Annotated in this window: 12 protein-coding genes; all 12 read left to right on the top strand. The window is 58.6% G+C overall.

What is annotated here, in order from left to right:
* Nucleotide 1: 1 nt before the first annotated feature.
* The 12 genes from FOY56_RS00880 (at nucleotide 2) to recN (ending at nucleotide 13,840) form a co-directional block, all read left to right on the top strand.
* On the top strand, nucleotides 2-1,189 hold the full coding sequence (locus FOY56_RS00880; RefSeq protein ID WP_146343896.1) for an APC family permease: 1,188 nt from the start codon (nucleotides 2-4) through the stop codon (nucleotides 1,187-1,189).
* Entirely contained in the window at nucleotides 1,186-1,437 is a 252-nt protein-coding gene (locus tag FOY56_RS00875) for a DUF2484 family protein (protein WP_146343895.1), read from the top strand. Before FOY56_RS00880 ends, FOY56_RS00875 begins: the two co-directional genes overlap by 4 nt.
* Nucleotides 1,434-1,688: a DUF2484 family protein gene (locus FOY56_RS00870; RefSeq protein WP_146343894.1), complete on the top strand. Its 255-nt coding sequence runs from the start codon at nucleotides 1,434-1,436 to the stop codon at nucleotides 1,686-1,688. The genes FOY56_RS00875 and FOY56_RS00870 overlap by 4 nt, the downstream gene beginning before the upstream one ends.
* 87 nt (nucleotides 1,689-1,775) lie before the next feature.
* A complete protein-coding gene (murB, locus tag FOY56_RS00865) occupies nucleotides 1,776-2,723 on the top strand; it encodes a UDP-N-acetylmuramate dehydrogenase (RefSeq protein WP_425468344.1) in 948 nt (315 codons plus the stop codon).
* A gap of 131 nt (nucleotides 2,724-2,854) precedes the next feature.
* Complete coding sequence (locus FOY56_RS00860) at nucleotides 2,855-3,745, top strand: D-alanine--D-alanine ligase (RefSeq protein WP_425468343.1); 891 nt, start codon at nucleotides 2,855-2,857, stop codon at nucleotides 3,743-3,745.
* Nucleotides 3,733-4,623 carry a cell division protein FtsQ/DivIB gene (locus FOY56_RS00855; protein ID WP_146343892.1) on the top strand — a complete coding sequence of 297 codons (891 nt, stop codon included), beginning with the start codon at nucleotides 3,733-3,735 and terminating at the stop codon, nucleotides 4,621-4,623. The genes FOY56_RS00860 and FOY56_RS00855 overlap by 13 nt, the downstream gene beginning before the upstream one ends.
* A gap of 3 nt (nucleotides 4,624-4,626) precedes the next feature.
* Nucleotides 4,627-5,961: a cell division protein FtsA gene (ftsA, locus tag FOY56_RS00850; RefSeq protein ID WP_146344553.1), complete on the top strand. Its 1,335-nt coding sequence runs from the start codon at nucleotides 4,627-4,629 to the stop codon at nucleotides 5,959-5,961.
* A gap of 305 nt (nucleotides 5,962-6,266) precedes the next feature.
* Entirely contained in the window at nucleotides 6,267-7,943 is a 1,677-nt protein-coding gene (locus FOY56_RS00845) for a calcium-binding protein (RefSeq protein ID WP_146343891.1), read from the top strand.
* A gap of 468 nt (nucleotides 7,944-8,411) precedes the next feature.
* A complete protein-coding gene (gene ftsZ / locus FOY56_RS00840) occupies nucleotides 8,412-10,058 on the top strand; it encodes a cell division protein FtsZ (RefSeq protein WP_146343890.1) in 1,647 nt (548 codons plus the stop codon).
* 210 nt (nucleotides 10,059-10,268) lie between these two features.
* Nucleotides 10,269-11,189, top strand: coding sequence for a UDP-3-O-acyl-N-acetylglucosamine deacetylase (gene lpxC / locus FOY56_RS00835; RefSeq protein ID WP_146343889.1), 921 nt, complete (start codon nucleotides 10,269-10,271; stop codon nucleotides 11,187-11,189).
* Nucleotides 11,190-11,321: 132 nt separating this feature from the next.
* Nucleotides 11,322-12,164 carry an outer membrane protein assembly factor BamD gene (locus FOY56_RS00830; protein ID WP_146343888.1) on the top strand — a complete coding sequence of 281 codons (843 nt, stop codon included), beginning with the start codon at nucleotides 11,322-11,324 and terminating at the stop codon, nucleotides 12,162-12,164.
* Nucleotides 12,165-12,196: 32 nt separating this feature from the next.
* On the top strand, nucleotides 12,197-13,840 hold the full coding sequence (recN, locus tag FOY56_RS00825; protein ID WP_146343887.1) for a DNA repair protein RecN: 1,644 nt from the start codon (nucleotides 12,197-12,199) through the stop codon (nucleotides 13,838-13,840).
* Nucleotides 13,841-13,844 lie beyond the last annotated feature (4 nt).

Raw genomic sequence — 13,844 nt, 5'->3', positions numbered from 1 at the left:
CATGGCTGAACCTCTGAAGCGCCGGATCGGACTGGGCCTTTTGACGGCCTATGGCGTTGGCGTCATGGTCGGGGCTGGCATCTATGTGCTGGTCGGCGCGGTTGCGGCGCAAGCTGGTATCTGGGCGCCTTTGTCGTTTGTTCTGGCCGGGCTGATCGCAGCCCCGACGGCTTTAAGCTATTCAGAATTTTCCACCCGTCTGCCGGAGGCCGCTGGTGAAGCGGCCTATGTTGGTGTCGGGCTGAACAATCAGGCCCTGGCACTTCTTGTCGGGTTGGCGGTGGTTGCCGCTGGCACAATCTCGGCAGGAGCGGTGTTGCGTGGCGGTGTCGGATACCTGACCTCGGCCATCGACATCAATCCGGTGCTCGCCATACTCGGGCTGGGTGGTGTGCTGACGGCGATTGCAGTGTTTGGCGCTTTGGAAAGCCTTGCTGTGGCCGCTGTCTTTACCGCCATCGAACTGGCCGGTCTGGGGCTGGTGATCTGGGCCGGCATGTCAGCGACCCCATCCGCGGATTGGGTCGCGCCGCAGCCGATGGTCTGGTCGGGTGTCGGACTGGCCGCAGTACTGGCCTTCTTTGCCTTTATCGGGTTCGAAGACATCGTCAATATGGCCGAAGAAGTTGAGCGCCCGGAATACACGCTGCCCCGGGCCATTCTGATTTCGCTGGTGGTGACATCATTCATCTATGCCCTTGTCACGCTGGCTACGGTACGCGCCGTACCGCTGGAGGCTTTGTCCCAAAGCTCAAGCCCGCTGGCGCTGGTCTGGTCGACGTCGCGGGGCGGATCGGCGGATTTCTTGTCCGGTATCGCGGTGTTTGCCGCATTGAACGGCGTTCTGGCGCAAATCGTCATGGCCAGTCGGGTGTTGTTCGGTTTGGGAAAACGCACGCCGGCTCTGGTCGTGTTCCGCCATGCCAGCCCCCGGTTCGGCACGCCGGTTCTGGCGACGTTGCTGATTGGGGCGGTGGTCATTCTGGCGGCCCTGTTTATCCCGTTCGCGATCTTGGCCGAGTTGACATCATCAATCTTGCTTGGGGTTTTTGTTCTGGTGAACCTTGCGCTGATTGTTCAGAAAAGACGCGCTCCCGAGGCGCCATTCAAGGTGCCGATGGCCGTGCCAGTGGTTGGTTTTCTTCTGGCCGCCGGCGCTTTGGCCGTCGCAATACAGGGGCAGTTATGAGCACGTCTGTCATATTCGCCGCATGTTGGGTTCTGGCCGCCACCGGTGTCGCAATGTTGCCAATGCCGCGGCAGTATCTGCCGGGCACTGTCCTGTTGGCAGCCGCGCCAGTGTTGATCGTCTGGTTGGGGATCGATTTTGGCTGGATCGTTTCAGTGGCTGCGGCTGCAGCGTTCGTGTCGATGTTTCGCAAACCGCTGGCATATTTCTGGCGGAAATGGCGTGGAATTGAGGAGTCGGGCAGATGACACTATCGCTGACACTTGCGTGCCTTTGGGCTGTTGTGGCCAACCTTCTGGCGATGACGCCGTCCAAGGACAACCATTGGAGACGCGCCTATGCCTTGATCGCCGTCGGGATACCGCTTTTAGGGTTCGTGACGTATGAAAACGGTCCGTGGATCGGGCTTCTGGTGTTGTTGGCGGGCATGAGTGTGCTGCGCTGGCCCGTGGTCTATCTGTCGCGCTGGGTGCGCGGAATTGGGCGCGGAGAAAGCTGATCGTCGGGTCGGGAAGGGGGCGCTGCCCCCCGTCGGCGGGGCCGACGTCCCCCGGAGTATTTTGAAAGAGAAGAAAGGGAAGGGCGCGTGGATTTGAAAAGGATCGAATTGCCTGATCTGCGCGGGCGCGTGAGCCGGGGAAAGCTGTTGTCAGAACTGACTTGGTTGCGGGTTGGCGGGCCTGCTGATGCTTTTGTGCAGCCGACGGATATCGAGGATCTGGCCGCTTTCCTGAAGGAATTGAGTGCCGACATTCCGGTGTTTCCGATGGGCGTGGGATCAAACCTGATTGTTCGGGACGGCGGGCTTCGGGCCGTGGTGATCCGGTTGGGCCGTGGGTTCAACGAAATCACAATCGAGGGCGACACAGTGATTGCCGGGGCCGCCGCACTGGATGCGCATGTGGCCAGGCGGGCGGCGGATGCCGGGATTGATCTCACGTTTCTACGTACAATCCCGGGCAGCATTGGCGGTGCCGTGCGTATGAATGCGGGCTGCTACGGCAGTTACACGGCGGATGTTCTTGTCTCGGCGCGCGCAGTAACGCGGTCCGGAGCCTTAGTGACGCTGGGCCCTGATGAGTTGAACTTTCGGTATCGTCAGAGCGATCTGGACGCGGGAACTGTGTTGGTCGAGGTGAAGATGCGGGGGCCGAAAGGGGATCCGGATGACTTGCATGCCCGCATGGAAGCTCAGTTGAAGAAACGCGATGAAACCCAACCCACCAAGGACCGAAGTGCCGGATCGACCTTTCGCAATCCGGCGGGGTTTTCGTCAACCGGGCGGGCGGATGATGTGCATGACCTGAAGGCCTGGAAGCTAATTCAGGACGCCGGGATGAAGGGCGCGCGGCGCGGCGGCGCGCAGATGAGCGAGAAGCATGCCAATTTCCTGATCAATACCGGTGGCGCATCGGCATCGGATTTGGAAGGACTGGGCGAAGACGTGCGAAAAAAGGTTTACGAAACAAGTGGTGTTTCGCTAGACTGGGAAATTATGCGCATCGGTGAACCGGAAGGCGGTGAAAACTCCTGAACGACCCTGCACTCAGGCAAAATAAGCGGGGCGTAACTTAGAGGAGTACGAACGAAAACAACGGGCTACTTGAATAGCCCGGGGACATTGAGGCAAGTGTCGTGGGTCAGTCGAGCGGAAAGACCCCAAAAGTGGTGGTATTGTTGGGTGGCCCCTCGGCTGAACGAGAGGTTTCACTGAGTACAGGGCGCGAATGCGCTGCCGCACTGAGGGGCGAAGGATTTGAGGTGGTCGAGTTGGATGCTGGGCCGGACCTCTGTGAACAGTTGAAAAGCATTTCTCCAGATGTTGTGTTCAACGCGCTCCACGGGCGGTGGGGTGAAGACGGCTGTGTGCAGGGTTTGCTGGAATGGCTGGGCTTGCCGTACACGCATTCCGGCGTGCTGGCCTCGGCCCTGGCAATGGACAAACAGCGCAGCAAGGCGACGTTCAAAGCGGCGGGCTTGCCGGTTGTCGAAAGTATCATCTGTAGCAAGACCGACGTGATGGCGGGCCATGTGATGGCGCCGCCCTATGTCGTCAAGCCCAACAACGAAGGGTCCAGCGTTGGGGTCTATCTGGTCAATGAGGCCGCCAACGGGACACCAAATCTTTCCGATGACATGCCGGAATTCGTCATGGTTGAACAGTTCGCGCCCGGGCGCGAGATGACCACGACAGTGATGGGCGACCGGGCGCTGACCGTGACCGACATTCTGACGGATGGCTGGTACGATTATGACGCAAAATACAAACCCGGAGGATCGCGCCATGTGATCCCTGCCGAGATACCGCAGGACATTTTTGACCTATGCCTCGACTATGCGCTGCGGGCGCATCAGGCCCTGGGATGTCAGGGTGTCAGCCGCACCGATTTTCGTTGGGACGAAGCGCGCGGTGCCGACGGGCTGATCCTGCTGGAAACCAACACGCAACCCGGAATGACGCCGACATCGCTGGTCCCGGAACAGGCCGGAGCCGCAGGCGTGACCTTTGGTCAGATGTGCGCCTGGATGGTGGAGGACGCGTCGTGCAATCGGTGACCCCTCCGCCGCTGACGCCGCAACTGCCGCGGGATCCTGCGCCGTCACGCTGGAAGTATCGGACGCAGCGTTGGCTGCTGACACCGGGGTTCCGACTGGCGTTGCGTATCGGCATTCCCTTTGTCGTCGTGACTATGGCGACCAGCGCCTTTCTGGCAAGCGAACAACGGCGCGATGCGTTGCGTATGTTCGTGACCGAAACACGGTCCAGCATTCAGGAACGCCCTGAGTTTATGGTCAACATCATGGCCATCGACGGGGCGGGCAGCAATCTGGCCGAAGACATCCGCGAAGTGATCGAAGTCGATTTCCCGATCAGTTCATTTGATCTGGATCTGGAACGGCTGCGTGATGTCATCGTCGGGCTTGATCCGGTCAAATCTGCAAATGTGCGGATCCGTCCGGGTGGTATCCTGCAGGTGGATGTGACCGAGCGGATGCCGGTTGTGGTCTGGCGCACCTGGGACGGTGTGGAAATTCTGGACGAGACAGGGGCGCATGTCGACAGCTTGCCGTCCCGGGCGGCACGTGCCGATTTGCCGTTGATCGCGGGTGAAGGCGCCAACCTTCATGTGGACGAGGCGCTGGCCCTGCTGGCCGCTGCACGCCCATTGGGTGAACGTCTGCGGGGGCTGGTGCGCATCGGCGATCGCCGTTGGGATGTGGTTCTGGATCGCGACCAGCGCATTCTGCTGCCGACGGATGATCCGGTTCGCGCGCTTGAGCGGGTGCTGGTGTTGAACGAAGTACAGGATCTGCTGGAGCGGGATGTTGCTGTTATCGATTTGCGCATCGAGGCACGTCCGACAATCCGGATGACCGAAAACGCAGTCGAAGACTGGTGGAAAATAAGAAAAATAAACGGAAGCGGGCAGTAGATGATGACGGACCTCTATCAGTCACAGCGGGCCATGCGGCAGATGCGACAGCAGGCCATGCAGCGGGGGGTCGTGGCGATCCTGGATGTTGGCAGTTCCAAGATCGCGTGCCTTGTTCTCAGGTTCGACGGGTCGGGCAAACTGAGCGAGGATAACTCGATTGGCTCTATGGCGGGGCAGACCGGGTTTCGGGTTGTCGGTGCTGCAACCACCCGGTCGCGGGGCATCACCTTTGGCGAAGTCACGGCCATGCAAGAGACCGAGCGCGCCTTGCGCACCGCCTTGCAGGCCGCGCAAAAGATGGCTGATATCAGGGTAGATCACGTGATCGCCTGTTTCTCGGGTGCCAATCCGCGGTCCTATGGGCTGGACGCGCAGGTCGAACTGGAAGGTCAGGTGGTTACCGAAAGCGAGATCGCCCGGGTACTGGCCGCCTGTGATGTGCCGGAATACGGGGCAGGGCGCGAAGTGTTGCATGCCCAGCCGGTGAATTTCTCGCTCGATAATCGATCGGGTCTGAATGATCCACGTGGTCAGTTGGGCCAATCCCTGTCGACGGACATGCACATGATGACTGTGGATGCGGCGGCGATCCAGAACCTTGTGCACTGCGTCAAGCGGTGCGATCTGGAACTGGCTGGCATTGCATCATCGGCCTATGTCTCGGGCATCTCGGCGTTGGTTGAAGACGAACAGGAACTGGGCGCGGCCTGTATCGACATGGGGGGCGGCACGACGTCGATTTCGATCTTCATGAAGAAACATATGATCTATGCCGATTGCGTGCGCATGGGCGGCGACCACATCACCAGCGACATTTCGATGGGGCTGGGCGTGCCGATGGCCAATGCCGAGCGGATCAAGACGTTCTGTGGCGGGGTCCACGCGACCGGTGTCGATGATCGCGACATGATTGATATCGGCGGTGAAACCGGCGATTGGGAACATGATCGGCGCACCGTTAGTCGGGCCGAGCTGATCGGCATCATGCGCCCCCGGGTCGAAGAAATCCTTGAAGAAGTTCGTGTGCGTCTGGATGCGGCCGGGTTTGACCACCTGCCGAGTCAGCAGATCGTTTTGACGGGCGGATCAAGCCAGATCATGGGTTTGGACGGGCTGGCCAGTCGTATCCTTGGTCATCAGGTTCGCCTGGGCCGCCCTTTGCGGGTTCATGGCTTGCCGCAGTCGGCAACCGGACCGGGCTTTGCCGGAGCTGTCGGGCTCAGCCTGTTTGCCGCGCATCCACAAGACGAATGGTGGGATTTCGAGATCCCAGTTGATCGGTATCCGGCGCGGTCTTTGAAGCGCGCGGTAAAGTGGTTCCGGGATAACTGGTAGAAGCCCCGCGTCAGACATGTCGTTGGAAGCGTTGTCGCAGACCCGAATTCCGGGTTCGCAGCAATTGACGAATCGAATCTCAGATTCTAGCTTTTAATCCATCGTTAACCATGGTCGGGGTGTCGGTCATTTTTTTGATGTTCAATTTTTTTGAAGTTATATTTCTGAGACCCTGAGCGTTTAGCGCGCCGTACTCAGCAAAAATCCCAGGACTGAAATACTCATCGCCCGCTCGGGCGGGATTTCTTGCTGTGTTTTGTTTTTTGTACCAGCCAACTGGCTGAAAACATATTCGAGGTTCTATTATGTCTCTTTCTGTGAATTATTCTTACTTTGGGAATGGCAACTGGTCGATTGATGCCGTTGGCGGATCTGCAACGGGCGGGGGCGTTGTCGAGGCGATTGTTCCGGCAGGGTCGACGGTTGAAGCCGCGTTTCTGTATCAATCCCGCTACAGCTATAACACGACGGCTGCCGGCGTGTTCTTCGATGGCGAGGCGATTGGCGCTGCTGAATTCACCCATCTTGGTTCGAACGGCGATCTGGACGCATTTCGTACAGATGTCACGGCACAGGTGCAGGCCGCCATTGGGGCAGGTGGGGTTGATCCGTATGAATTCAACATAAGCACCAATGCGACAGAGGTGGACGGATACCAGTTGGTTGTTGTTTACAGCAACGATAACGAAGCCGAGCAATCCATTGTACTGGCTGACGGGTTCTCGGATTCTGATGGCGATGATTTCAGCGTCGCATTCCCCGAAGCAATCGACACGACGGTTGAAGGCTTCCAGGCGTTGATGTCGCTTGGCATCGGCTTTGGATACCAGGGCGTTAGCCAGTATTCGACGGTATCAGTCGATGGTCGCCTTCTGACCAGTTCGGCTGGCGGGTTTGACGATGGATATGGCGCCAATGGTGGCCTTATCACGGCTGGTGGAATTGGCGATGATCCGGAAAACCCGGTTGATCCTTTTGCATTGCCGGCAGATTCTTTTACAGATGACGAATTGTATGATCTGGCGCAGGGCAATGGCGTGGATGCCAACCCGTTTCTATCAAATGGGGCGACCAGCATCTTTGTCGAAACTGAAAACCCGTCAAATGATGACAACATTTTCTTTGTCGGTTTCAATATCACAGGTGAAGCCGTCGCAGACACCGATGAAAATGACCGCCCGGATGCGCGCGACGACGACTACGGCGTCGTCTATTCCCGGTCTTTGTTCTCTCTCGATGTTTTGGCAAATGATGTCGATGCGGATGTCGATGATGTTTTGTCCATCACCGGGTACGATGACAGCGCCACTGTTGGTGCGGTGACGATGAACCCGGATGGCACGTTCGACTATGTGCCGGTGTACGGGTTCGTCGGTACAGACACATTCACCTATGAAATCTGGGATGGCGAACTGGCTGACACCGCCACAGTGACGATCGACGTCGAATGCCCGGTGCTGATCGTTGATCGGGCGGGTCTTGATTATCTCGAAGGATGCATCGGTCCGAACATCATGCGCGGGTTGCGCGGTGATGACTATATTCTGGGCCGCAGCGGACAAGACGAGATCTATGGCAATGACGGCAACGATGAATTGTTCGGCGAAGAGGGCCGTGATTACGTCAACGGCGGCTTTGGCGAAGATAGCATTGACGGTGGCGAAGCAAATGACGTTCTGATCGGCGGCTGGCATGCGGATACGTTGATGCTGGGGGAAGGCAGCGACAGGCTGCGTGGCGGTGGCAGCGATCTGGGGGGCGACGGATACGCAGATGTCTTTGTTCTGGACACGTTGAACAATGGAACCGACGTTATTCAGGACTTTGAAATCGGTCTCGATATGATCGACCTGAATGGCGCGGCGTATGAGGTCAGCTATCGCCCGGATCGGGTGGTTATTGATATCGAGGATGGTGGCAGCATTGCCCTGGCTGGCGTTACAGCTGATGAGTATAATTCGGTCGATACGATCTTTGTCTGACATTCAGGGCATTATCTGAATAGCAATCGAAGCCGCGGCCTTTGGGTCGCGGTTTTTTCGAGGTCTGCAGAAACTCTCGGCAGGACCCATGTGCAACACCCGTTGATTTCCCGTTGCTTCGGGCATAGCGCGTGCATCGCGTGTAGTGACTTGGTTTCTCGGACATGCTATGCGTTGAAAAAGCTCGAAAAACGGGCGTACGAGGGTCGGGCAGGCCCCAATAGGTTCAGTCGCAAAATCTCCCGTCGCCTTGGCGCGCGGGCAGTTGATGTGTTGTGTCTAGTGTTTGAGTTTCCGCTATATCTATCCGCTTCGGCGAAATACCGCGGATTTCCTAAGGAAATTCGCCATATTTTGTGTAAAACATGCGTTTTTGGCGTGACGTTCGCGGTTTCGAACGGTAGGATTGTCTGTGGATAGGTAAAAAACGTCCCGTATCAGCGGGCTCACAACACAGGCGGACAGAACATGACATTGAACCTTTCAATGCCCGGGCAGGAGGAATTGAAGCCGCGGATCACAGTTTTTGGCGTGGGCGGGGCCGGTGGCAACGCGGTCAACAACATGATCGAAAAGCGGCTTGACGGCGTTGATTTCGTTGTCGCCAATACCGATGCTCAGGCACTGCAGCAAAGCCATTCTGAACACCGCGTTCAACTGGGTGTGAAAGTTACCGAAGGTCTGGGCGCTGGCGCCCGCGCCTCTGTCGGCGCGGCAGCCGCCGAAGAAAGCATCGAACAGATCGTTGACCATCTGGCAGGGGCGCACATGTGCTTCATCACGGCTGGCATGGGCGGCGGGACCGGAACAGGTGCCGCCCCGATCATCGCTCAGGCCGCGCGCGAACTGGGTGTTCTGACTGTTGGTGTCGTGACCAAGCCGTTTCAGTTCGAAGGCGGCAAGCGCATGCAGCAGGCCGAGGACGGCGTTGAAGCGCTGCAGAAGGTGGTCGATACACTGATCATCATCCCCAACCAGAACCTGTTCCGCCTTGCCAACGAAAAGACCACGTTTACCGAAGCGTTCTCGATGGCAGACGATGTTTTGTATCAGGGTGTCAAAGGTGTGACAGACCTTATGGTACGTCCGGGCCTTATCAACCTCGACTTCGCGGACGTACGGGCCGTGATGGACGAGATGGGCAAAGCCATGATGGGCACGGGAGAGGCCGAGGGCGAAGATCGCGCCATCCAGGCCGCTGAGAAGGCGATTGCCAACCCGCTGCTGGACGAAATCAGCCTGAAGGGTGCCAAGGGTGTTCTGATTAACATCACCGGTGCGCATGACCTGACCCTTTTCGAACTGGACGAAGCTGCAAACCGGATCCGCGAAGAAGTGGACCCGGAAGCAAACATCATCGTTGGGTCGACTCTGGATACAGACATGCAGGGCATGATGCGCGTCAGCGTTGTTGCCACCGGCATCGATGCCACAGACGTGCATACGGAAATTCCAGTGCCGCGCCGCCCGATGGGTCAGCCGTTGAAACAGCGCGTCTCTCAGGAAGAAACGCCGCTGCCGGTTGCCGCCGCTGATCCTCTGCCGCTAGATGTTCCGGCCGCGCAGGAAGTGGCCTATGCCGCTGAAGAGCCCAGCTTGTTCGAACAGATGGACGTCGAAGAAGTCGCGGCGCACGATATGGCCGAAGACATCTTTGACAGCGAACCGCAGAATGAAGTCGTCGATGACGACGGTCTGCCGCCGCCGGCCTATCGTCCTGAAGTTCCCGTGTTCGAACCGCAGATGAACACGATGGAAGACTCCGCTGAGACATTTGTTGCCCCTAGGGCCCCGGCTCCCGGTACGCCATCACCTGAAACACTGACCCGTCTGCAGGCCGCAGCGCAAAAGGCTCCGTCGGCGCCGGGCACCCGCTCACTAGCCGCGCAGGAACACCCTGCTGCCGCTCAGGCAGCTGGTGAAAAAGGGCGTTTCGGTTTCAACCGTCTGATCGACCGCATGACCGGCCACGCACCTGATACGCCTGCCGCCGCTCCCGTGCGTCAGCAGCCTCAGGTTCAGCAGGCTGAGCCGGCCCCGCAGGCGCATCAACCTGCGGATCCGGATCAGGAACGCATCGAAATCCCGGCTTTCTTGCGCCGGCAAGCGAACTAAACGCTCACAATATTGCTTAACGAAAGGCCGCCGAAGGGCGGCCTTTCTGTTTGTGAACAGTGACTTATAAGGTTGTTAGCGGTCTTTTGCCGCTTTGTTACAGGGATGTTTCAAACAGTTACAAAGATTGAGTTGAGACTGTGACTGTCTGCCTTTACCTCAAATGCAACACGGCCCGTGGTGGTCGGAAACAATCGCTAGAGGCCTACCTTGCAGAATACGCTCAGGACATCGGTGACCTTCACAGGAGTGGGTTTGCACAGTGGCAAGCCTGCGAAACTGGTCTTGCGTCCGGCAGTTGCTGGCCATGGCATCTGGTTCAAGCGCGTCGACATAGAGCTTGGCGATGCGATGATACCGGCAATGTACGACGCGGCCGAGCAAACCGCACTGTGTACCCGCCTGGTGAATGGTTCTGGTGTATCGGTGTCCACAGTCGAGCATGTCATGGCGGCACTGGCCGGGTGCGGCATACACAATGCGCTGGTGGAAATCGACGGTCCCGAAGTTCCTATTCTCGACGGTTCAGCGGCACCATTCGTGCGTGGAATCATGTCACGCGGCGTGCGCCAGCAGGACGCCCCAGTTCTGGCGTATCAAGTTCTGAAGCCCGTGACGGTCGAAGCCAACGGTGCCAAAGCGACCCTGTTGCCATCTGACCGGCTGACAATCGAATTCCACATCGATTTCGAAGACAAGGCGATCGGATCGCAAACAAAAACGCTGGATATGCGCAACGGGGCTTTCGCCCGGGAATTGTGTGATAGCCGGACGTTCTGCCGCCGCGCCGATGTAGAAGCCATGCATGAAGCCGGTTTGGCGCTTGGCGGCACGCTGGACAACGCAGTTGTGGTTGACGGTGAAGAAATCCTGACACCCGGCGGCTTCCGCCATCAGGATGAAGCGGTCCGTCACAAGATGCTGGACGCGTTGGGGGATCTGGCCCTGGCCGGTGGTCCGCTGTTGGGACATTATATCGGTGACAAGGCCGGTCATTCGATGACCAACGCCTTGTTGCGCGCCTTGTTTGAAACACCAGGGGCCGTGCGCCCGATCTTGTGCGATGCGGAAACTACTGCGCATCTGCCGGGTCAGGGGCTGGTCTGGTCGGAAATTCCGAAGGTCGCCTGAGCGGTCTTTGTCTGGGTGGACCAGTTGCGACGTCGTTCGTGCTTTTAAGACGTTTTGCCCCCCAGATTAATGTGCTAGACCGTGCTCCAAATGGGGGCGAACGCCTTTTATCGACGGTGAGGGTTGGCAAGCATGATCGGCAGAAGATCAGTCGCGAAAATTATCGCAACGTGCCTAGTTGCAGCAACGCTTTCTGCGTGTAACGGAAATCTAACAGACCGAACCGCAAGCCTTGAGGGGTATACGCCCGAGCATATTTTCCAACGCGGCGAATATGAGCTGGCCAACGGTCGGGCCGAAGACGCGGCATATTACTTCGCTGAAATCGAACGTCTGTATCCCTATTCGTCCTGGGCCAAACGGTCGCTGATCATGCAGGCGTATTCCTTCCACTCTGGCAAGGACTATGAAGATAGTCGCGCCGCTGCCCAACGCTACATCGACTTCTATCCTACGGATGAAGATGCCGCTTACGCTCAGTATCTTCTGGCGCTGAGTTATTATGACCAGATTGACGAAGTCGGCCGCGATCAGGGTTTGACGTTTCAGGCCCTGCAATCGCTGCGCACCGTCATCGAGGTCTATCCCGACAGCGAATACGCGACGTCTGCGATTCTGAAATTTGATCTGGCCTTTGATCATCTGGCTGCCAAGGAAATGGAAATCGGACGGTATTACCTGCGCCGACAGCACTATACCGCCGCGATCAACCGATTCCGCGTCGTGGTCGAGGATTTCCAGACCACGACCCACACGCCCGAGGCGCTGCACCGTCTGGTCGAAGCGTATCTGTCGCTTGGTTTGGTGGACGAAGCGCAAACCGCAGGTGCGATTCTTGGGTACAACTATCAATCCACCGAATGGTACGATGAAAGCTATAAACTGCTGACGTCTCAGGGTTTGAAGCTCAAAGACAAAGGCAACAACTGGCTCAGCCAGATTTACCGCCAATCGATCAAGGGCCAATGGCTGTGATCGGGTGACGGTTCGTCAGGCGGATAGGTCGGATGCTACGTACACTTGATATCCGGGACATGTTGATCATTGACCGGCTGGAACTTGCCTTCCAGCCGGGATTGAACGTTTTGACCGGGGAAACCGGCGCCGGAAAATCCATCCTGCTTGAGTCGCTGGGCTTTGTTCTGGGCTGGCGTGGCCGTGCGGAGTTGGTGCGTCAGGGGGCGAAACAGGGCGAGGTGATCGCCGAATTCGACCTGTCTGACGATCACCCGGCCCATCAGGTGTTGGAAGACGCCGGTTTGCCATCCGGGGATGAGCTGATTCTGCGGCGCGTTAATACGGCGGAAGGGCGCAAAACTGCGTGGGTCAATGACCGTCGCTGTTCCGGAGAGGTTCTTCGGGCCTTGTCCGACACGCTGGTGGAGCTTCACGGGCAACATGATGACCGCGGTCTGCTGAACCCGCGCGGGCACCGGGCGATGCTGGACGAATTTGCCGGGCTGGATGGCAAAGACGTCCGGTCAGCCTGGCGCGCGATGTCAGCTGCACGCAAAGCCGTTCAAACGTCCGAATCTCAGTTGGACGCGGTCCGCGCCGAAGAAGAATTTCTGCGTCATTCCGTGGCCGAACTGGATCAGCTTGACCCGCAACCGGGCGAGGATGCGGATCTGGACGTGCGCCGCAGAACGATGCAAGGGGCCGAACGAATCCGCGATGATGTCGCGCGCGCCTTTACGCTGCTGGGCGGGGACGGGGCCGAGGGCGCCATGGGCGACGCCATGCGTTGGCTTGAAGGGGTGACCGTCGACGCAGGTGACGCACTGGACGCGCCTGTTGCCGCGTTAACCCGGGCCATGGTTGAACTGGGCGAGGCTCAGGATGGGGTCGAACGGTGCCTGAATACGCTGGATTTCAATCCGAACGAGCTTGAAAACGCGGAAGAACGGTTGTTCGCCATCCGCGCCCTGGCCCGTAAGCATGGCGTTCAGGCCGATGATCTGGCCGGACATGCTGACACGTTGCGCGCCAAACTGAACGCGCTCGAAGCGGGCGACGCGGATCTGGATAGACTCCGTAATGAGTTGAGCGCCGCTGACGCCGCTTATGACAAGGCTGCAAGTGTTCTCAGTGCCGCGCGACGCAACGCGGCGGGGCGACTGGATCAGGCTGTCATGGGCGAACTTGCCCCGCTCAAGATGGAGCGTGCGGTATTCGAAACCATGGTGACCGAAGCTGAGCCAAGCGCGGTCGGACGCGATGCGGTGGCCTTTACCGTCGCCACGAACCCGGGTGCGCCTGCTGGCCCTTTGAACAAGATCGCATCGGGCGGCGAACTCAGCAGGTTCCTGCTGGCGCTCAAGGTGTGCCTGACCGGCGATGACAGCGGTCTGACGATTATTTTTGACGAGATCGACCGCGGCGTCGGCGGTGCAACGGCCGATGCCGTGGGCCGCCGCTTGGCCGCATTGGCCGATGGTGGGCAGGTGCTGGTCGTCACCCATTCGCCTCAAGTGGCGGCCTGTGGGGCGTATCACTGGCGGGTTCAGAAATCGGTTACTGACGACGTGACCCTATCGACTGTGGTGCCCCTGGAGGGGCCCGAACGGGTCGATGAAATTGCCCGGATGCTGGCCGGAGACACGATCACCGAAGAAGCCCGCGCGGCAGCTGGCGCGCTTTTGGACAAGTGACCCG

It is taken from the genome of Falsiphaeobacter marinintestinus (assembly GCF_007923355.1).
In the GTDB taxonomy this organism is placed as follows: domain Bacteria; phylum Pseudomonadota; class Alphaproteobacteria; order Rhodobacterales; family Rhodobacteraceae; genus Phaeobacter_A; species Phaeobacter_A marinintestinus.
Note: the sequence above shows the minus strand (reverse complement) of the source record. Positions and strands in the feature narration are given on the sequence as shown.